19 protein-coding genes are annotated in these 20,225 nt (G+C 35.4%); 10 read left to right on the forward strand and 9 right to left on the reverse strand.

Features of this window, described 5'->3' with window-relative positions; genetic code table 11:
- Position 1: 1 nt before the first annotated feature.
- From BLQ19_RS13150 to BLQ19_RS13170, 5 genes are all read right to left on the reverse strand, one after another.
- Entirely contained in the window at positions 2 to 745 is a 744-nt protein-coding gene (locus BLQ19_RS13150) for a rhomboid family intramembrane serine protease (RefSeq protein ID WP_029448606.1), read from the reverse strand.
- Entirely contained in the window at positions 746 to 2,599 is a 1,854-nt protein-coding gene (gene mutL / locus BLQ19_RS13155; protein ID WP_074538657.1) for a DNA mismatch repair endonuclease MutL, read from the reverse strand. It lies immediately after the preceding gene.
- Positions 2,599 to 2,829, reverse strand: coding sequence for a hypothetical protein (locus BLQ19_RS13160; RefSeq protein ID WP_226989904.1), 231 nt, complete (start codon positions 2,827 to 2,829; stop codon positions 2,599 to 2,601). Before BLQ19_RS13160 ends, mutL begins: the two co-directional genes overlap by 1 nt.
- Before the next feature lie 356 nt (positions 2,830 to 3,185).
- Entirely contained in the window at positions 3,186 to 3,668 is a 483-nt protein-coding gene (gene ribH / locus BLQ19_RS13165) for a 6,7-dimethyl-8-ribityllumazine synthase (protein ID WP_074538658.1), read from the reverse strand.
- A 2-nt stretch (positions 3,669 to 3,670) separates the two neighbouring features.
- Entirely contained in the window at positions 3,671 to 4,447 is a 777-nt protein-coding gene (locus BLQ19_RS13170) for a tetratricopeptide repeat protein (RefSeq protein WP_024480044.1), read from the reverse strand.
- Positions 4,448 to 4,571: 124 nt separating this feature from the next.
- On the opposite strand from BLQ19_RS13170, the gene recF reads away from it, so the two are divergent.
- From recF to BLQ19_RS13185, 3 genes are all read left to right on the forward strand, one after another.
- Positions 4,572 to 5,657: a DNA replication/repair protein RecF gene (gene recF, locus BLQ19_RS13175; protein ID WP_025614584.1), complete on the forward strand. Its 1,086-nt coding sequence runs from the start codon at positions 4,572 to 4,574 to the stop codon at positions 5,655 to 5,657.
- A gap of 158 nt (positions 5,658 to 5,815) precedes the next feature.
- Complete coding sequence (locus tag BLQ19_RS13180) at positions 5,816 to 6,238, forward strand: hypothetical protein (RefSeq protein WP_074538659.1); 423 nt, start codon at positions 5,816 to 5,818, stop codon at positions 6,236 to 6,238.
- A complete protein-coding gene (locus tag BLQ19_RS13185) occupies positions 6,238 to 6,534 on the forward strand; it encodes a DciA family protein (protein ID WP_024480041.1) in 297 nt (98 codons plus the stop codon). The genes BLQ19_RS13180 and BLQ19_RS13185 overlap by 1 nt, the downstream gene beginning before the upstream one ends.
- 116 nt (positions 6,535 to 6,650) lie before the next feature.
- Here the strand turns inward: BLQ19_RS13185 and BLQ19_RS13190 are convergent, their stop codons facing one another.
- Both BLQ19_RS13190 and BLQ19_RS13195 read right to left on the reverse strand, forming a co-directional pair.
- Positions 6,651 to 7,067, reverse strand: a complete 417-nt coding sequence (locus BLQ19_RS13190; RefSeq protein ID WP_029445894.1) for a nucleoside-diphosphate kinase — start codon at positions 7,065 to 7,067, stop codon at positions 6,651 to 6,653.
- An 80-nt stretch (positions 7,068 to 7,147) separates the two neighbouring features.
- Entirely contained in the window at positions 7,148 to 8,191 is a 1,044-nt protein-coding gene (locus BLQ19_RS13195) for an alkaline phosphatase D family protein (RefSeq protein WP_074538660.1), read from the reverse strand.
- A 75-nt stretch (positions 8,192 to 8,266) separates the two neighbouring features.
- Between BLQ19_RS13195 and BLQ19_RS13200 the strand changes: the two genes are divergently transcribed.
- From BLQ19_RS13200 to BLQ19_RS13215, 4 genes are all read left to right on the forward strand, one after another.
- Positions 8,267 to 9,283: a DHH family phosphoesterase gene (locus BLQ19_RS13200; protein ID WP_029445892.1), complete on the forward strand. Its 1,017-nt coding sequence runs from the start codon at positions 8,267 to 8,269 to the stop codon at positions 9,281 to 9,283.
- Complete coding sequence (gene gldI / locus BLQ19_RS13205) at positions 9,283 to 9,831, forward strand: gliding motility-associated peptidyl-prolyl isomerase GldI (protein WP_025614579.1); 549 nt, start codon at positions 9,283 to 9,285, stop codon at positions 9,829 to 9,831. Before BLQ19_RS13200 ends, gldI begins: the two co-directional genes overlap by 1 nt.
- Positions 9,832 to 9,841: 10 nt before the next feature.
- Positions 9,842 to 10,981, forward strand: a complete 1,140-nt coding sequence (locus tag BLQ19_RS13210) for a peptidylprolyl isomerase (protein ID WP_074538755.1) — start codon at positions 9,842 to 9,844, stop codon at positions 10,979 to 10,981.
- Between the two features lie 134 nt (positions 10,982 to 11,115).
- Positions 11,116 to 12,180 carry a glycoside hydrolase family 5 protein gene (locus BLQ19_RS13215; protein WP_254788372.1) on the forward strand — a complete coding sequence of 355 codons (1,065 nt, stop codon included), beginning with the start codon at positions 11,116 to 11,118 and terminating at the stop codon, positions 12,178 to 12,180.
- Positions 12,181 to 12,259: 79 nt separating this feature from the next.
- Here BLQ19_RS13215 and BLQ19_RS13220 read toward each other — a convergent pair whose 3' ends face one another.
- Entirely contained in the window at positions 12,260 to 13,027 is a 768-nt protein-coding gene (locus tag BLQ19_RS13220; RefSeq protein WP_024480034.1) for a M48 family metallopeptidase, read from the reverse strand.
- 60 nt (positions 13,028 to 13,087) lie between these two features.
- On the reverse strand, positions 13,088 to 14,545 hold the full coding sequence (locus BLQ19_RS13225; RefSeq protein ID WP_074538662.1) for an aminoacyl-histidine dipeptidase: 1,458 nt from the start codon (positions 14,543 to 14,545) through the stop codon (positions 13,088 to 13,090).
- Between the two features lie 78 nt (positions 14,546 to 14,623).
- Here BLQ19_RS13225 and BLQ19_RS13230 point away from each other — a divergent pair, with 78 nt between their 5' ends.
- The 3 genes from BLQ19_RS13230 (at position 14,624) to BLQ19_RS13240 (ending at position 20,178) form a co-directional block, all read left to right on the forward strand.
- Positions 14,624 to 15,691, forward strand: coding sequence for a DUF3810 domain-containing protein (locus BLQ19_RS13230; protein WP_074538663.1), 1,068 nt, complete (start codon positions 14,624 to 14,626; stop codon positions 15,689 to 15,691).
- Positions 15,692 to 15,833: 142 nt separating this feature from the next.
- Positions 15,834 to 18,782, forward strand: a complete 2,949-nt coding sequence (locus tag BLQ19_RS13235; protein WP_074538664.1) for an amidohydrolase family protein — start codon at positions 15,834 to 15,836, stop codon at positions 18,780 to 18,782.
- A 100-nt stretch (positions 18,783 to 18,882) separates the two neighbouring features.
- A complete protein-coding gene (locus tag BLQ19_RS13240; protein ID WP_074538665.1) occupies positions 18,883 to 20,178 on the forward strand; it encodes an amidohydrolase family protein in 1,296 nt (431 codons plus the stop codon).
- The last annotated feature ends 47 nt before the right edge of the window (positions 20,179 to 20,225 follow it).

A 20,225-nucleotide genomic window follows, 5' to 3' on the forward strand; every position in this document is an offset into this window, starting at 1 on the left:
ATTAGTCCCAACGGTTCTTATTAAATGAATTTTTCTTCCAATACCACATCATTATAAATCCAAATATTGCACCACCTACGTGCGCCATAAAAGCCGTATTACTCGGACTGAAATAAGATTTTCCTGAAAGTGCAGAAAAAAGATCTAATAATATAATCCCTGGAATAAAGTATTTCGCCTTTATTGGAATAGGTATAAATATCATCATTAGTTCTGCATTAGGCTTCATCACTCCAAAAGCCGCCAATATTCCCATGATACAACCAGAAGCCCCTACCATTGATGCATTGTAAATAGGAAACATTTCTTGCAACTTAAGACGTTGTGCATCATTCACAGACTCTAAAAGCTGATTAGAGCTTAACATTTGTACAATTTGATCTCCTGATAAACCAGAACTTATTAAGTCGGTATAAGCAGGCAAGTAAGAGAAATAATAAAAGCCTAATTGAAAAATCACAGCTCCTAATCCCGCAGAAAAATACAAGAATAAAAACTGTTTCTTCCCTAAGTAATCTTCTACCGCAGACCCAAACATCCAAAGACCAAACATATTAAACAAAATATGTGAAGGCCCTCCATGCATAAACATATGGGTAATTAATTGCCAAACTTGAAAATTTTCATTTTTAGGAAACCACAAAGCAAACCATTGATACATTTGATCTCCGACCATCAACGTGGCCACGAAGAACAATACATTAATGATAATTAGATGCTTTACCGCTTCAGTAATTCTAATCATTTAAAAGAATTTTTTATCTATATCTTCCCCAGTAAGGGTAATATATATAGGTTTGTTAAACGGACTAATCTTAAATTCCTTACACGCAAATAAATTATTAACTAAGGCCAATTGTGATTCACTATCCAATTGTTCACCTGTTTTTACTGCTAGGGTTTTACTTAATGTTTTAGCCAAAATATCTGATTGTGAAAAACTATCTTCCGGAGTATCCATTTGATAGTCAGAAATAAGCTGATCTAAGACCATTCCTACCTCACTTTCAGGCACCAACAAAGGTACTCCAGAAATTGAAACATATTCTTCTTCTATCGCATCAAAGGCAAAACCTAAATTTATTAAGCTATCAATAATTTCTTTGATGATATGTACTTCGGTACTTGAAAAGTTTAATTGCAATGGAAAAAGTAATTGCTGACTTACCCCTTCCTTAATTGTAATATTCTTCAAGAAATTTTCATACAACACACGTTGGTGTGCTCTGCTCTGGTCTATAATAATCATTCCAGACTTAATTGTAGTTACGATGTACTTACGTTTTAACTGAAATGTAGTAGAAACGGTGTCAATAGCTTCGGCCTGATTATCAAAAATAGAGCCCGTAATGGTTTCTGATTCAAAACTAACACTACTAAAATCTGATTCTTTACCCACTTTAGATTCTAAACCAACATACATATTCTCCCAACCCTTAGTACTAGGCTTTTCATACGTAGAAGATCTATGACTAGTTTTAGGAGTCTCCTCTGCAAAAGGATTGAAGCTAGCATCTACGGATACTCTAGGTACTTCTGCTAATTTTGCCTTATAATCATAAGGCGTTTCTAAGTTTTGATCTGCCTCAAAATCTAAGGCAGGCACTACATTAAACTGCCCTAAAGCATGTTTTATAGCAGAACGTAATAATGCATAAACGGTATGCTCATCATCAAACTTAATCTCTGTTTTTGTTGGGTGTATGTTTATATCTATAGAGGCTGGGTCTACATCTAGATATAAAAAATAACCCGGATGGTTTTCAGACTTTATTAAACCTTCAAAAGCACTCACTACTGCATGATGCAAATACGGGCTTTTAATAAATCTATTATTAACAAAGAAAAACTGCTCTCCTCTACTCTTCTTAGAAAATTCTGGCTTACTAATAAAACCAGAAATTTTAACCACTTGCGTTTCTTCCTCTACCGGAACGAGCTTTTCATTAGTTTTAGATCCAAATACATTAACAATACGTTGCCTGTAATTAGATTTTGGAAGGTGAAAAATTTCACTTCCATTATTATAAAAATGAAATTGAATATCTGGATGCGCTAAGGCTACACGATGAAATTCATCGGTAATATGCCTGAACTCTACTTGATTAGATTTTAAAAAATTTCGTCTTGCTGGAATATTAAAAAATAGATTCTTAATGCAAAAAGAAGTTCCTTTTGGCGTTACAATAGGTTCTTGAGAACTAATTTTGCTTCCTTCTATTTTTAACTGCACTCCCAGCTCCTCATCTTCTGTTCGTGTAAGCAGTTCTACATGTGCAATTGCCGCTATAGAAGCAAGTGCTTCTCCTCTAAACCCTTTGGTATGCAAACAAAACAAATCATCTGCGCTTTTTATTTTTGAAGTAGCATGCCGTTCAAAACTTAAACGTGCATCTGTAGCACTCATCCCCACGCCATTATCTACAACCTGGATCAAGGCCTTTCCACCATCTTTAATGATCAATTTTATAGCATCAGCACCAGCATCAATTGCATTTTCTAAAAGCTCTTTTACAACAGAAGCAGGTCGTTGCACTACCTCGCCAGCAGCAATTTGATTCGCAACATGGTCGGGTAAAAGTTGAATTATGTCAGCCATTAAAATCTAGTAAAAAGGGATAAGTCAAAATCAAAAAACCACCAAACAATAAGAACCAGGACTGCAATAATAACTACAAGCCTAAAATTAATATCTCTATTTCCTTTAGTTCTTCCTGCCTTTCTTGCTTCTCCCCAACTGCCACGCATATCACCAGGAACGGTAGCATCTTTATATTTGGAAAATTTAGAATCAATTTTATAAGCATTCTCCACACCCTCGTTCTCCATGTAACGTGGTACGTACTTAAAACTAGTGTTTTTTCTAAGTTTAAACCCTTTTAATCTCAAGATAAGAATGTTATGATTCAGCATCAAAAATACTGAAAATACAGCACTCCACCTGACATCCAATGCTAAAAATTGTTAACATTCCAATCAAGAACTAACAAGTTATAGCATCTGTGGTTGTATACTATGTAGCCTTTAAAATAGATAAACTAAAAATAAGAAGAGAAATTACTGGTCTAATAAGCCTCATATTCATTAAAAAATAAGACTAAGGAAAGGGTTAAAAACAAGTTTAGCTTTAAAAACAACACCCATAGGTCCATTTTTAAAGCTAAAACTCAATAATTTAGCTCCTATTACGAACCTAATGCCGCCATTTTAATAGCTGCAATAGCAGCCTCTGTACCTTTGTTTCCGTGAATACCACCACTACGGTCTATTGCTTGTTGTAGATTGTTATCTGTTAAGACACAAAAAATCACAGGAATATCAGTTAGCACATTTAAGTCTTTTATTCCTTGAGCGGTAGCATCGCAAACAAAATCAAAATGCTTCGTTTCTCCTTGAATAACACTTCCTATGGCAATAACAGCATCAACATTTTGTGTTGCTATCATTTTTTTACTTCCAAAGGTTAATTCAAAACAACCAGGAACATTCCAACGAATAATATTTTCGGCTAAAGCACCACAATCTAATAAGGCTTCTTTAGCTCCGTTAAACAATCCTTCTGTAATATTCGTGTTCCATTCAGAAACAACAATCCCAAATCGAAAATCTTTCGCATTTGGGATTGTAGCTTTATCGTAAACAGATAAATTTTTATTGGCTGTAGCCATACTTATTTATTTTTAGCCATTGCAATGTAAGCATCTACCAAACTAGCTTCTGGAGATTTTGCAAATTCTTCTTTTATTCTTTCAAAATATTTTAAAGCAGCATCATTCTTATTTAGCTCTAAAGCAGCAACACCAGCTTTTTGTAAAAACATTGGTGTACTATACTCATTTGTATTAGCACTTAATGCCTTTTCATAATATCCTAAAGCATCTTCTGGCTGATTCAATTGCATAAATGCATCACCCATACCACCTTTTGCAATAGCATCTGTAATAGCATCTTTAGCGGTATAATCACTTAAATAATCAATTGCTTCTTGATATTTTTGTGTGTTTAAGTAAGACATCCCTGCGGCATAAGAAGCAAGATTTGCACTTTCTGTACCACCGTAGTTATCAATAACATCAATTAAACCATATTTACCATTACCACCTTTCAATGCTAAATTGTATAATGAATCTTGCGCTACTGGGTTTTGCAAAGCTTCATTAAAATATTGCATGGCATAAAACATTTCGTTTCCTGCATCTGCTTCTTGTGGTTTCTTCACAAATTGATCATAGGCTAAATACCCTAAAACCCCTACTGCAATAGCACCAATAACACCTAGAATATAATTTTGGTTTTTAGAAACCCATTCTTCAGTTTTATTTGCACTATCATCTAAGGTACTAAACACCTCAGCCGTTGTACTGTCTTGTTCATTGAACTCAACTTCGTCTGTAGAATCAATATTTACTTCTTTTGCTTTATATCCGCGCTTCTTGTATGTAGCCATTATTTAATTTTAATAATCGGGCAAAAATAAAGTTTTTATTCAAAATCGGAAGCTTCTTATTCGTTATTTTTCGATAATTTGCACGTTCGTCTACTAATCAATCTAAAAATCACGGTTACAGAGCATGTTTCTGAAGAAATTATCCCTTATAAATTACAAAAATTTTAGTACCGAAAATTTCGATTTTGACAGCAAAATCAACTGTTTCGTAGGGCAGAACGGTATTGGAAAAACAAATATCCTAGATGCCATTTACCATTTATCATTTGGTAAAAGTTATTTTAACCCTATTGCCACTCAGAATATAAAACATGGCGAAGATTTTTTTGTCATCGAAGGGAATTTTGAAAAATTAGACCGAGAAGAAAAAATAGTATGCAGTCTTAAAAAAGGACTGAAAAAAATTATTAAGAAAAATGGCAAAGCCTACGATAAGCTTTCAGACCATATAGGCTTCTTGCCACTAGTCATTATATCGCCTTCTGATAGAGATTTGATTACCGAGGGTAGTGATACACGCCGAAAATTTATAGATGGTGTTATTTCACAATCCGATAAAGAATACCTGCAGACCTTGCTTAAATATAATAAGATTGTGAGTCAGCGTAATTCACTTTTAAAATATTTTGCTGCCAACCATACTTTTGATGCCACTAATCTAAGTGTCTACAATGAGCAACTAGACACCTATGGCACTCAAATATTTAACAAACGTGTGGCCTTTTTAGAAACCTTTATTCCTATCTTTAAAGAACAATACCAGATTATCTCTGGCGGAAATGAGGAAGTATCCTTAGTCTACGATAGTAAACTACTAGACACAAAGCTTTTAGACCTGTTAGGCAAAAATATTGAAAAAGATAGAGCACTACAATATACCAGTGTTGGGGTTCATAAAGACGATTTAAATTTTGATTTAGGCGAACACCCTATTAAAAAATTTGGAAGTCAGGGGCAACAAAAATCATTTCTTATTGCATTGAAACTAGCACAATTTCATTTTATCAAAGAGCAATCTAAAACTACACCTATCTTATTGTTAGATGATATTTTTGATAAGCTAGACGAAAACCGAGTGAGTCATATTATTAGTTTGGTGAACGATGAAAATTTCGGACAGCTATTTATAAGCGATACTCATGCGGACAGAACAGAAAATGTAATTAAAACCACTCACCAGTCCTATAAGATGTTCAAATTAGGGAGCTAGTTGATGGCAACTAAAAAGTTCAAGTGCAAAGTTCAAAATAATGGAGAATGTCAGTTCGAGTGATTTTTGTGCAGCGTAACGAAACAAAAATAGTATCGAGAACAGATTAAAAGTGAAAAATTCAAGACTCTAATGACAAGTTCAAAATAAAAAATCTAATGATAAAAAAAATAAGCGCCGTAGTATTCCTATTCCTAATAACTTCTTGTTCTCAAAAAATTACAGAAGAGCAATTGAGTGCTTTAAACGGATATTGGGAAATTGAGAAAGTAACGCTCTCTGACGGACAAAAGAAAGAATACAAAGTAAATGAAACTATAGATTACATAGAACTAGACGGATTAAAAGGTTTTAGAAAAAAAGTAAAACCCACATTTAGCGGCACCTACATTACCAGTAATGATGCTGAACTATTTAGTATTTACAAAAAAGAAGACCAATTCTTATTCACCTATAAAACGGAAATAAGTGAGTGGACGGAAACCTTAAAATCTATATCAAAAGATAAGTTTTCAGTCACCAGTGAGGATAATATCACGTATTTTTACAAACGCTACGAACCTATAAATATTTCTAAATAATGGCGAAAAGACGCAGAGAAAACATTCCCTTAAGTGAAGCTCTAAAAGAGTTTATTGACGTGAACAAACTCCAAAAAGGTATGGATAAGGTTGATGTTAGAGAAGCTTGGACCAATCTTATGGGTAATGGCGTTAATAACTATACTACGGCCATAGAATTACGGGGAGACACCTTATTTATATCGCTCTCTTCCTCCGTATTACGATCAGAACTAAGCTTGGGGAAATCTAAAATTATCACCATGCTTAACGATGAGTTAAAAAAAGAAGTGGTGAAGAAGTTGGTGTTGCGTTAAGCTACCATTTTCTAAATTGAATAATCAACCCTTTACTTATTACAAGTCTAATTAAAATAAAAAAAAAGGCCACTCATCACGGAGTAGCCTTTTTTAGTATATTCTATGTTGTTTTCCTAGAAAATTTCTCTTCCAGCAAAATGAAAAGCTCCTTCAATAGCAGCATTCTCATCACTATCAGAACCATGTACTGCATTCTCTCCAAGAGACGTAGCAAACATTTTACGGATAGTACCATCTGCAGCCTCAGCTGGGTTAGTTGCACCAATTAAAGCTCTAAAATCTTCAACAGCATTATCTTTTTCTAAAATAGCAGCAACGATTGGTCCTCTAGACATAAAGTCTACCAATTCTCCGTAAAAAGGACGCTCACTATGAACAGCGTAAAACGCTTGAGCATCTCTTTTGCTTAATTGCGTATATTTCATAGCTACAATCTTAAAACCAGCAGCATTAATTTTGTCTAGAATAGCACCAATATGTCCGTTTTCAACAGCATCTGGCTTAAGCATTGTAAATGTTCTATTTGTCATTTTCTTTAAATTTTGTGCAAAAGTACTATTTTAAATACATTCTACAATAGATTAATAAAAAACTGAAGGTAAGTTAACGATTATTTAAACCCTTGTTCCAAGATACCCAAGACATTACCCTCATCGCCTATCATTTTGAAAATAATATGACTGGTTTCAAAATTAAACGTCAAGGTACCAAAACTCACTTCAGAAACCACCTCTCCTACCCGATACGGATTTTCTTCTCCTGAGTACGAAGAATACACATGGGTAAGTCCGCTACTCGTAAAATCTATCAATGGATACGCAACACCCGCTATAGTTGTTTTTGAAAATTCTGAAATATGCCGGTCTCCAGAGAGCACCACAACACCTTTAGCTTTAGAATCGGCAATCAACTGCTCTAATTTATCTACTTCATGCGGAAAATTACCCCATGTTTCAAAACCATGCTTATTAGACAACACTTGTATGCTACTTACTAAAATATTAAAATCTGCCGTACTAGAATTCAGTTCCTTCGCTAACCACTCCCATTGTGCTGCTCCTAAAACGGTACCTTCGCCGTAAGTATTTGGTTTCGTTCTTTTTTTTGTTTCGGTATCCTTAGTTAATGCAGTTCTAAAGTAACGGGTATCTAATACTATTACTTTCATACTCCCTTCTGGCGTATTATAGGTATGAGCAGCATACACCCCTTCTTGTTTTCTACGTGGGCTATCTTTTGCTACTTTAAAGAAATCTAGAAATACTTGCTGACTTTCTTTTTTGAAGGCATACTCTACTCCCCCATCATTTAAACCATAATCATGATCATCCCAAGTACCAATCACAGGAACTTCGGCTCTTAATTTTTGATAGCCTAATACACTATCTTGGCTTTTATAAAACTGTTGAAGCTTTTGCATGTCATTAGTATCTGCATAGACATTATCACCTCCCCATATCCAGACATCAGGATGGGTATTTAAAATATCATCCCACAATACATTAGGGATGGTACTCTTATTACAGGACCCAAAAGCGATGGTAAAATCAGCCTTTTCCACACGCGCATCAGGAACACTTTTGTCTTGTGCTTGCCCTAGTACTACCCCTAATAAAATAAATACACTGTTAAATACTATTGGTAACTTCTTCATTTTCAAATATTGTTTCCTTACAAAAATAGCAATTCTTACTGTAGCACTATAGTATAAAATAGTATCTTTGCCGCCATGAATTCAGAGGATATTAGCAAAGTAAAGGAGCTACTTAGTGTTCCACAAAAAATAGTTATCATACCACATAAAAATCCTGACGGAGATGCTATTGGCTCTACATTAGGCCTATGGCACTATCTGAAAAACAACGGACAGGACGCTACAATTATTAGTCCTAATGATTCGCCTAAGTTTTTAAAATGGATGCCAGGTAGTGAAGATATTCTAAATTTTGAGGTAGAAAATTCACAAGCTAAAAGAGCTATTGATGAAGCTACGCTAATTTTCACCTTAGATTTTAATCATTTAGGACGTGTTGGGCAGATGCAATCGTTCTTAGAAGAAGCTTCTGCTACTTTTATTATGATAGATCATCACCAAGAGCCGTCTGACTATGCATTAGTGACTTATTCTGATGTTACTATGAGTTCTACCTGTGAGATGGTTTATAATTTTATCGATTATTTAGGTGATACCGATAAGATTACCTCCGAAATTGCCAACTGTCTTTATACAGGGATCATGACAGATACAGGCTCATTTAAATTCTCCTCTACCACTAGTAAAACGCACAAAATTGTTGCAGAACTAATAGATAAAGGGGCAGAAAACACCCGTATACACAACGTTGTGTATGACACCAATTCTCCTAGCAGATTGCATTTATTAGGCTGTGCGCTTAAAAACATGGTGATTTTAGAAGAATTTAATACGGCATACATCACCCTTAGTCAAGATGAGTTAGATACCTATAAATATCAAAAAGGAGATACGGAAGGCTTTGTAAACTACGGATTAACATTAGACGGTATTCGCTTCGCGGTAATCTTCATTGAGAATAAAGAAGAAGGTATTATAAAAATATCTTTCAGGTCTGAAGGAGATTTTTCTGTTAATGAATTTGCACGTGCTTATTTTCATGGTGGCGGACATAATAATGCTGCTGGAGGAAAAAGTGACCTTCCATTAGAAGAAACTGCAGCGTATTTTGTAAACTTGTTACCGAAACATTTAAAAGAATTAACCCGATAATGAAGTATCTGTTATATTTGAGTGCATTATGTTTACTTTTTATAAGTTGTGAGGAGCCTATAGCGCGTAAACCAGTTCGTGTATCTACGCCTAAGCTGGTAAAATCTACCGTAGAACGCAACAAAGATCTTTTAGAAATAGAAGTGAAAATTATAAATAGACTGGTAAAAAAAGATACGCTTCATGAGTACTTACCTACAGCTACTGGATCATGGTTTTATTATGAAACAAAAAATGATTCATTACCCTATGTACCTCAAGAAGAAGATGTCGTAACGTTAACGTACAATATCATGACGCTAACCAACGACACCATATATTCAGCAAAAGAAATTGGCACACAACGTATAAAAGTAAATAAGCCTAGTTTATTTAAAGGCTTACGAAATACCTTTACTCTTTTAAAGGAGGGCGAAAAAGCTACTTTCTTATTCCCATCTTCCCTAGCTTTCGGCTACCATGGAGATGATAATAAAATTACTCCCAATACCCCAATAAAATCATCCGTAGAAATTTTAAACATTGAAAAACACCCAACAAATAAATAGATTTAAAAAAATGAAAAACATTCTTAGTTTACTTCTTATTGCAACTGTTTTAGTAAGCAGCTGTAAATCTAGCAAAACAGCAGATTTAGGCGATGGCATTTTTGCTGATATTCAAACAACACAAGGAGATATCATTGTAAAATTAGAATATGATAAGACACCTGTTACTGTTGCCAATTTCGTATCTCTTGCCGAAGGAAAAAATCCTTTTGTAACTGATAGCTTAAAAGGAAAAAATTATTATGACGGACTTACTTTTCACCGCGTAATGAAAGATTTCATGATTCAAGGTGGTGATCCAACAGGAACCGGAATGGGAAATCCTGGATACCGTTTTATTGATGAGTTTGTAGATTCTTTAAGTCATAGCAAAAAAGGAATCCTTTCTATGGCCAATTCAGGTCCTAAAACTAACGGAAGTCAGTTTTTTATCACCCATAAAGAAACGCCTTGGTTAGACAACAAGCATACAGTTTTTGGTGAAGTTGTAAACGGAATGGATGTTTTAGATAGCATTGCTACCGTAGCCGTTGGTGAAAACAACAAACCTGTGGAAGCTGTAATCATGAATAAGGTAAAAATTATCAGAAACGGTAAAGAGGCAAAGAAATTTGATGCCGTTGCTGTTATGAAAAAATATTTTGCGGATGAAGAGCTTAGAGAAAAAGAGGCTGCTCGTTTAGAAGCTGAGCGTGAGCAAAAATTAGCGGAAGCAAAAGCTGCGTTTGTAGCTAATTTAGAAAGTCAGAAAAAAGCGGCACAAACTTTAGCTTCTGGTTTAAAAATATTTACTTTAGAAGAAGGTACTGGCGAAAAGCCTAAAGTGGGTCAAACGGCAAACCTATATTACGCAGGTTATTTTGAAGATGGCCGTTTGTTTGATAGTAATGTAGAAGAAACATCTACCTTATACGGACAATTTAATTGGAACAGAAGAGATCAAGGTGGCTATGAGCCAATGCCTATGGTTGTAAGTATGGATGCACCAATGATTGCTGGTTTTAAAGAGGCTGTTATGAAAATGAAAGTAGGACAAAAAGCACGTGTATTCATTCCTTCTCATTTAGCCTATGGCGAATCTGGTAGAGGACCAATTCCTGCAAATACCGATTTAATTTTTGATTTAGAAATGGTTGATATTGCGCAATAAGTAAAAAATCACAATTTGTTTAAAAAATATAAAACACCTGCTTTTTGCAGGTGTTTTTATTTACTATACCTTTAGCCCTTAACCTATATATTTAAATGATTATGAGAATTCCCCTTTTCAAAACAGTATTTTTTTTGAGCCTATTTCTGCTAATTTCCTGCAGCAGCGATGCGGAGCCGGAAATTATTGACCCGGTAGACACCGAAGAAACTGCCGATGCTACGGATGATGAACCCGCAGCTCCCGAGCCAGAGAGTACCCCTGAACCAGACACTAATACAGAAACAGCCACCAATGTTGTGGAAGCTTACGGACAGTTAAGTGTTTCTGGAAGCAAAATTGTAGATGAGAACAATAACCCGATTCAACTTCGGGGTATGTCTTTATTTTGGAGCCAATGGATGGGACAATACTACACAACAGGAACGGTAAATTGGTTGCATGCAGATTGGAATGCCACCGTAGTGAGAGCCGCTATGGGTATTGAAGATGCAGATGGCTACATTAGCAACCCTGCTACAGAAAAAGCCAAAGTATTCGCCGTGATTGATGCCGCTATAGACGCTGGAATTTATGTGATTGTAGATTGGCATAGCCACCATGCAGAAGATCATATCCCTGAAGCTAAAGCTTTCTTTGCGGAAGTAGCCCAGAAATACGGAGATCAACCAAATATCATCTATGAGACATATAATGAGCCCTTAGATGTTTCATGGACTGGAGTTTTAAAACCATACCACGAAACTATTATCGCAGAAATACGAAAGTATGACCCAGATAATCTAATTATATGTGGTACTAGAACATGGTCTCAGCGTGTAGATGAAGTAGTTGGTCATGAAATTAATGATGCTAATGTTGCATACACCTTGCATTACTATGCTTCAACACATAAACAAGAGCTAAGAGATATAGCGCAAATAGCACTAAACAACAATCTCGCCATTTTCGTTACAGAGTATGGTGTTACGGAAGCCTCTGGAAACGGATATATTGATGAGGCATCTACCAAAACCTGGTGGAACTATTTAGACGATCATAAAATTTCTTGGTGTAATTGGTCTATTGCAGATAAAGATGAGAGTGCTGCGGCACTAACATCGGGTGCTAGTGGCTCAGGAAATTGGGCCGAAAGTGAGCTTACTGTTTCAGGAAAATTAGTCCGTTCAGAATTATTAGCTAAGAATCCTACCTACTAAATAGAGGTAGAAATACCCCATAAAAAAAAGCTCCTTACAACCAATTTGTAAGGAGCTTTTCTGTTTAATAGTATTATAATTAATTCTTTGCATCTTGTTTTTCAGCCCATTCTTTAGCTCTTTCAGAGCGTTTTGCAGAACCTGGGTGAGAAGACGTTAACGATCCTTTACCACCATTATCACTTAAGTCTGCTAATTTTTGAAAAGCACCTTCCATAGCATGGTAATTTAAATCATGACGTACTAAAAATTCAAATCCGTATTTATCAGATTCAGATTCATTGGTTTGAGAAAATTGAGCATTTAAAACATTCTCTACGAAACCACCAATTTCGCCATCTGCTAATACTTTACCAGAATTTGTATTAGCAACAGCTAAATCTTTAGCAGCCGAAATTTTATAAGCCGACTTGTAACGCTCTTTAGAGTGTCCTAATTTAACATGCCCTATTTCATGACCAATGACACTAAGAATCTCATCATCGGTCATTAAGTCCATTAGACCTGCCATAACACGCACACTACCATCTGGAGTTGCAAATGCATTAATATCGGTTACTAAATATACTTTATAGTTTAAATCTAAACCATCTTCATTTTCGAAACCTTTCACCAAATTAGCCAAACGATCCGCATAAGGATCACCCGCTTCTCCAACAGGATTGTTTTCATCCATCCATACTACAGATTCCAATGACAATTTAGCCATATCTTCATCTGTTAAAGATGCTGCAGCGACCATTTTCTTCCCTGCATCAACATTTCCTTTTTTTAACATTTTGCCAAATTGCGCCTGCAAACTAATTGTTCCTAAGGCAAAAACGGCCATTAAAATACTTGTTTTCATTATTTATGGTTTAATTATTTAAGTTTCAAATTTAATTTTAAAAGTACACATATGGTTTATTTACTCCGGAATATTTTTAAGAATATCTAACGTAAACTTCCAAAACTTCTGTACAGATGAGATACTAACGCGTTCATCAGGAGAATGCGCTCCTTTAATAGTTGGACCATAACTAATCATATCTAGGTCTGGGTAATTCTGTCCTAAAATACCACATTCTAAGCCAGCATGGCAAGCAACCACTTTTGGTTCTTCTTTAAACACCTTCTTATACTGTGCTTTTAGCACCTCTAAAATTGCTGAATTAGGGTTGGGGTTCCATCCTGGATAATCACCACTCAAGGTAACTTTACAGTCCGCTAGTTCAAAAGCAGACTGCAATGCGCTTGCTAAATCTATTTTAGAGGAATTAACAGAAGAACGCGTTAAACAACCAATATGTATTTTTCCACCTTCTACTAGTACACGAGCCACATTATTTGACGTTTCTACCAAATCATCAATAGCGGCACTCATAGTATATACTCCATTATGCGCGGTATACAAAGCTTTTAAAAGCTTAGATTGCGTTTTAAAATTCATAACCGATTTCGGTTTTTTAGCTTCCGATAAACTAATTACCATATCAGGCTCCGTTACGCATAGTTCCTCTTTGATTGTGTTTGACCATACTTCAAAATCTTTCTCAAAATCTTTAATACGTGTTTTCTTCACACTTACAACAGCCACACTCTCTCTTGGAATAGCATTACGTAAGCTACCTCCATTAATACTAGAGATTCTAAGTTTATACTTGTCTGCTCCTAAGAATAAGATGCGATTCATGATTTTATTAGCGTTTCCTAGACCTTTATGAATATCCATTCCGCTATGACCTCCTGTTAACCCTTTAACGTTCAGCTCAAAAGATACTGTACCCATTGGCGTTGAACGTTCTTTGTACTTGCCTTTAGCGGTTATATCAATACCTCCCGCACAACCAATGTCTATTTTATCATCTTCCTCGGTATCTAAATTAAGTAAAATACCTCCTTTAAGAACTCCGCCTTTTAGCCCCATAGCACCCGTCATACCTGTTTCTTCGTCAATAGTAAAAAGGGCCTCTAACGCAGGATGATCAATAGTAGTACTTTCTAATAGCGCCATAATGGTAGCTACTCCCATACCATTGTCGGCGCCTAAGGTGGTACCTTTTGCTTTCACCCAATCATCGGCTATAACCATTTCTATACCTTGGGTATCAAAATCAAAAACAGTATCGTTATTTTTTTGATGCACCATATCTAAATGAGACTGAAGCGTCACCATTTTACGTTTTTCAAAACCTTTGGTTGCTGGCTTTCTGATAATAACGTTCCCTACTTCATCTTTAAAAGTTTCAAAACCTAGACTCTTTCCGAAATCTAACATAAACGCAATAACACGGGCTTCTTTTTTAGAAGGTCTTGGTACTGCATTTAAATCTGCAAATTTATTCCAAACAGCTTTTGGCTCTAATTGTCTTATCTCTTTACTCATATTTATTTTATCTTCTTCAAAAATACGGATACTTAAAGAATACCTTATTTTTGAATGTATAAATTTTTAACAACCTGAATGAATAATAGACTTAAAAACGTAATTGCCTTATCCTTACCTCTGCAAATTTTCTTAGTGCAATGGCTTAGCAACTACCCTGAGTATATTGAAAATTACTTTAGCACAGGAATCTACCCCTACACTTCTACGTTTTTTAGATTGATTTTAGGATGGGTTCCTTTCTCCGTTGGCGATATCATATATGCCTTTATAATTATTTATGCCATTAGATACCTTGTTGTTAAAAGAAAATACATTTGGTCTCATAAATTAGTATTTTTAAGAAATATAGCTATGGTACTCGCTGTAGCCTATTTTACATTTAATCTCTCTTGGGGTTTAAACTACCACAGAGAACCTATTTCAAAAAAACTAGCCCTTACCGAAAAATGCACCAAAGAAGAATTGGTGTCTTTTGTTAATGCTTTGATTCTAAAAACAAATCAAACTCAAATGCGTATTATGGGCGACTCTTCTAAAATGGTTATCAATACCTATACTAATAAGGAGATGTTTACCAAAACTATTCAGGGCTATACCCAACTAGAAAAAACACATCCTTTCTTATCTTATACCCAACACAGTATCAAAGAATCTTTATTTAGCTATCCATTAAGTTATATGGGCTATGGTGGCTATTTAAATCCGTTTACGAATGAAGCACAAGTAAACGGACTCATTCCATCCTTCCGATTTCCAGTCGTAAGTGGTCATGAGATTGGCCATCAATTAGGATATTCGGCAGAAAACGAAACAAATCTAATAGGCTACATTGTCACCTTAAATAATGAAGATATTCAATTCAAATATTCGGCATACGCTTACGCACTTAGTTATTGCTTAAGTAATATTAAAGAAAATGATCCTGAGCTATTCACCACCTTAATTGCTAAAGTTAATGGTGGCGTAATACAAAATTACGAAGCCATGAATGCCTTTTGGTTGGGGTATGAAAACATCACCGAACCTGTTTTCAAAGCCATTTTTAATTCTTTTCTTAAAGCAAACAAACAAAATGATGGAATTAAAAGTTACAGCAAAGTGGTCTATTTAATGGTAAGTTATCATCAAAAATACCCCCTTTAAAATACCTATCTCAAAAATTAGTTCGCATTTTTTAGCAAGTACTTATAACGTTCCCAATAATCTGTTAAAAATAATCCAAACACCTGTGTAGGTTATCAATTTAACTTATTTTTAAGAAGACTAATTAACTAAAACTACATATATGAAAATGCGATTACTCGTGCTCACCTTCCTATGGTGCAGCAGTTATTTATTTGCGCAAGATTATTTTCCGAAAAATGATGGCGTAAAATCTAAAAACAACAACTACACAGCTTTTACCAATGCTAAAATTTATGTGACCCCATCGCAAATTATTGAGAATGGGACCCTTTTAATTCAGAATGGCAAGGTAGTACAAGCCGGAAAAACGGTATCCATCCCAAAAAACGCAGTGACTATTGATGTAAGTGGTAAATCTATCTACCCCTCTTTTATTGATGTATATTCAGATTTTGGTATCGAAAAACCTAAAAGACCAAGCAGACGTGGACGTACGGCAGAATACGAACCTTCAAGAGAAGGCTTTTATTGGAATGATCATATTATGCCAGAAACTAACAGCATCTCTGCTTTTAAGTACGATAGCAAAAAAGCAAAAGGCCTATTAGAGGCTGGTTTTGGCGTTGTCAACTCACACCTTCAAGATGGTATTGCTAGAGGTACTGGAGTATTAATTGCCCTTAACACGGAAGGTACCGATGCTAACCGGGTACTAGATGATAGATCTGCTCAGTATTTTTCTTTTGAGCGTAGTGTGATAAAAAATCAATCATACCCAACTTCCTTAATGGGAACTACGGCTTTATTACGCCAAATGTATAGTGATATGAATTGGTATGCTCAAGGAAAATCTGATACCAAAGATCGTTCTTTAGAGGCCTTGATTGCGAATAAAAATCTAGTACAAATTTTTGAAGGGAAAGACAGAGGTAATGATTTACTAGCCGATCAAATTGGCGATGCAAATGGTATACAATATGCTATAGTTGCCGGCGGTGATGAATACGAAAACATGGCCGAAATAAAAGCTACAGGCGCAAAATATATTCTGCCTTTAAATTTTCCAGACGCTTTTGATGTTTCTAATCCTTACCAAGCTGGTTATGTTTCTTTAGAAGACATGCGTAATTGGAACCAAGCTCCTTTGAATCCTAAAATGATGTCGGATAACGGGATTTCTTTTTCTTTTACAATGCACGATTCAAAATCTGCCGCAAAGTTCAAAGAAAATTTAATGAAAGCTATCACCTACGGACTTTCAAAAACAAAAGCCTTAGAAGCCCTAACTACCGTACCCGCGGCCATCTTAGGTAAAAGTTCAAAAATAGGAACCTTACAAGCGGGTAGCTATGCTAATTTTTTAATTACTTCTGGCGATGTGTTTGAAAAAAGCACCACCTTATATGAAAACTGGGTACAAGGAAATAAGACTATTGTTAATGACATCAATGTTAAAGATATTAGAGGTGATTATTCTTTATATACTGATGGAGCCACATTTAAAATTTCTATAAGTGGAGAAATTAGCAAACCTAAAGTTGAGATTAAGCAAGACACCTTAAAACTAACCTCAAAAATTAGTTATGCTAATGATTGGTTAGATCTATCCTTTTCTACCGATGAAGGTGATAAAGTATATCGTATGACTGGTTTGGTAACAGAATCAGATGAATTATCAGGTAGATTAATTTTACCAAACGGAAAAGAATCTTTTTTTAAGGCTGATAAATTAAAAGGCTTTGAGGAAAAAGAGAAAGATGAAAAAGACAAAAAGGCTCCTAAAATAATGCCAATCACTTATCCTAATATTGGATATGGTTACACATCAATTCCTCAGCAAGAAACTACCTTATTTAAAAATGCGACGGTGTGGACAGGTGAAGAAGCTGGTGTTCTGAAAAATACGGATGTCTTAGTGAAAAATGGAAAGATCACTAAAATAGGGACCAACCTAAATGCTGGTAGCGCTAAAGTTGTAGATGCAACAGGAAAGCATTTAACGGCAGGGATTATAGATGAGCATACCCATATTGCACTTTTAGATGTAAATGAAGCAGGACAAAATTCTTCTGCAGAAGTGACAATGGAAGATGTTGTAAATATAGAAGACATGAACATTTACCGCAATTTGGCTGGTGGGGTAACCTCTGGTCAGTTGTTACATGGTTCTGCAAACCCTATTGGAGGAAGATCTGCTATTATTAAATTAAAATGGGGAGAATCTGCTAAAAATATGATTTATGACAACAGTCCTAAATTTATAAAATTTGCTTTGGGTGAAAATGTAAAACAATCTAATTGGGGTAGTTTTAGTCGTTTTCCACAAACAAGAATGGGTGTTGAACAAGTGTATATGAATTATTTTCAAAGAGGTAAGGAATATGATGCTTTAAAGAAAAGTGGCAAACCCTATCGCTATGATCAAGAGATGGAAGTAATTGCAGAGATTTTAAACGGAGAACGTTTTATTAGCTGCCACTCATATGTACAAAGTGAGATAAATATGCTGATGAAAGTTGCTGATAAATTCAACTTTAAAATAAACACCTTTACCCATATTTTAGAAGGTTATAAAGTAGCAGACAAAATGAAAGAACATGGCGTTGGCGCTTCTACTTTTAGTGATTGGTGGGCGTACAAATATGAAGTAAATGATGCTATACCTTACAATGCGGCTATTATGCATAGTCAAGGAATTACAGTGGCTATTAATAGTGATGACCGGGAAATGTCTCGTAGATTAAACCAAGAAGCTGGTAAAATTGTAAAATATGGTGGTGTTTCTGAAGAGGAAGCTTGGAAGATGGTCACCATCAACCCAGCAAAACTTTTACACCTAGATGATAGAACTGGAAGTATTAAAGTAGGTAAGGATGCGGATTTGGTCTTATGGTCTGATCACCCTTTATCTATGTATGCTAAATCTGAAAAGACAATGGTAGATGGTGCTGTATATTTTGATTTAGAGAAAGATAAATTACAGAGAGAAGCTATTGCTAGAGAACGCAATGAGTTAATAAATATGATGCTTCAAGAAAAAGAAAGTGGCAAACCAACACGGAAGCCTATGAAAAAAGACAAAGAAGAATTTCATTGTGATAGTTTATAATAGGTTTATATTTTGATGTGTACTTATTACTCAGTAAAAGGGGAACAAGACAACATCTAAGCGTACTACCTATAAAAGCATAAATTTTAAAAATACAGAAATGAAAAAAATAATATATATACTCGCATTAGTATGTGCCACTTCGCTCACATATGCACAACAGACGCCTGCTCCTGCGCAGACGGAAGCGATTACCATTGAAGGTGCTACTGCACATTTAGGAAATGGAAAAATAATAGAAAACTCCCTTTTAATGTTTGAAGGTGGTAAAATCACCTTTGTTGGTGATGCCAAAATGAGAATTGCCAGAAAAGGAACCATCATTAATGCTACAGGAAAACATGTGTACCCAGGGATCATTGCTCCTGCTAAATCTTTAGGTTTGGTAGAAGTAGATGCCGTACGCGCAAGTGATGACCAAGATGAATTGGGTGATATGATTCCACATATCCGTAGTTTAATAGCGTACAATGCAGAATCTAAAGTGGTAGAAAGTATGCGCCCGAACGGTGTACTTATTGGACAAATAGCACCACAAGGAGGTCGTATTTCCGGAACCTCATCTATTGTACAATTTGATGCCTGGAACTGGGAAGACGCTGCTGTGAAAGTAGATGATGGTATTCATATGAATTGGCCAAATTCTTTTAAACAAGGTCGCTGGTGGATGGGCGAAGAACGCGGATATAAGCCAAATGATAAGTATGCAGAAGAATTAGATGAAATCACTAGCTTCTTTAAAAACTCTATGGCTTATGGTAAGGCAGCCGCTCCAGAAATGAACTTAGCCTTTAAGGCTATGGCTGGTTTATTTGATGGCAGCCAGAAGTTATACATCTATACCGATGGTGAGAAAGAAATTATTGATGCCGTTACTCTAGCAAAAGCGAACGGTGTTAAAGAAATAGTTATTGTTGGTGGATACCAAGCATACAAAATTACAGATTTCTTAAAAGAAAATAATATTGCTGTTCTTGTCAACTTCACGCATAACAATCCTAATTTTGAAGATGATGATTATGATTTACCCTATAAGAATCCTAAATTACTATTTGATGCTGGTATTTTAGTAGGCATTCAAAATGCTTCAGCCGCCAATTTTCAAACCAGAAACCTCCCTTTTTATGCTGGGCAAACTGTAGGTCAAGGTTTAGATAAAGAAGCTGCACTACAACTAATTACCGGAAACAATGCTAAAATATTGGGTATTGATGCGGATTATGGAACTTTAGAAGTAGGTAAAAGTGCAACACTCTTCATTTCTGAAGGAGATGCTCTTGATACCAGAAGCAACCAATTAAGCCATGCTTATATTGATGGTCGTAATCTATCATTAGAGACGCACCAAACAGAGCTTTGGAAAAGATACATGGGAAAATACGAAGGCCAGAAATAATCTTCGCTATCCCATAATTTACAAAAGCGTCTAGATAGTTCTAGACG

Source organism: Cellulophaga baltica (genome assembly GCF_900102165.1).
Classification (GTDB): Bacteria; Bacteroidota; Bacteroidia; order Flavobacteriales; family Flavobacteriaceae; genus Cellulophaga; species Cellulophaga baltica.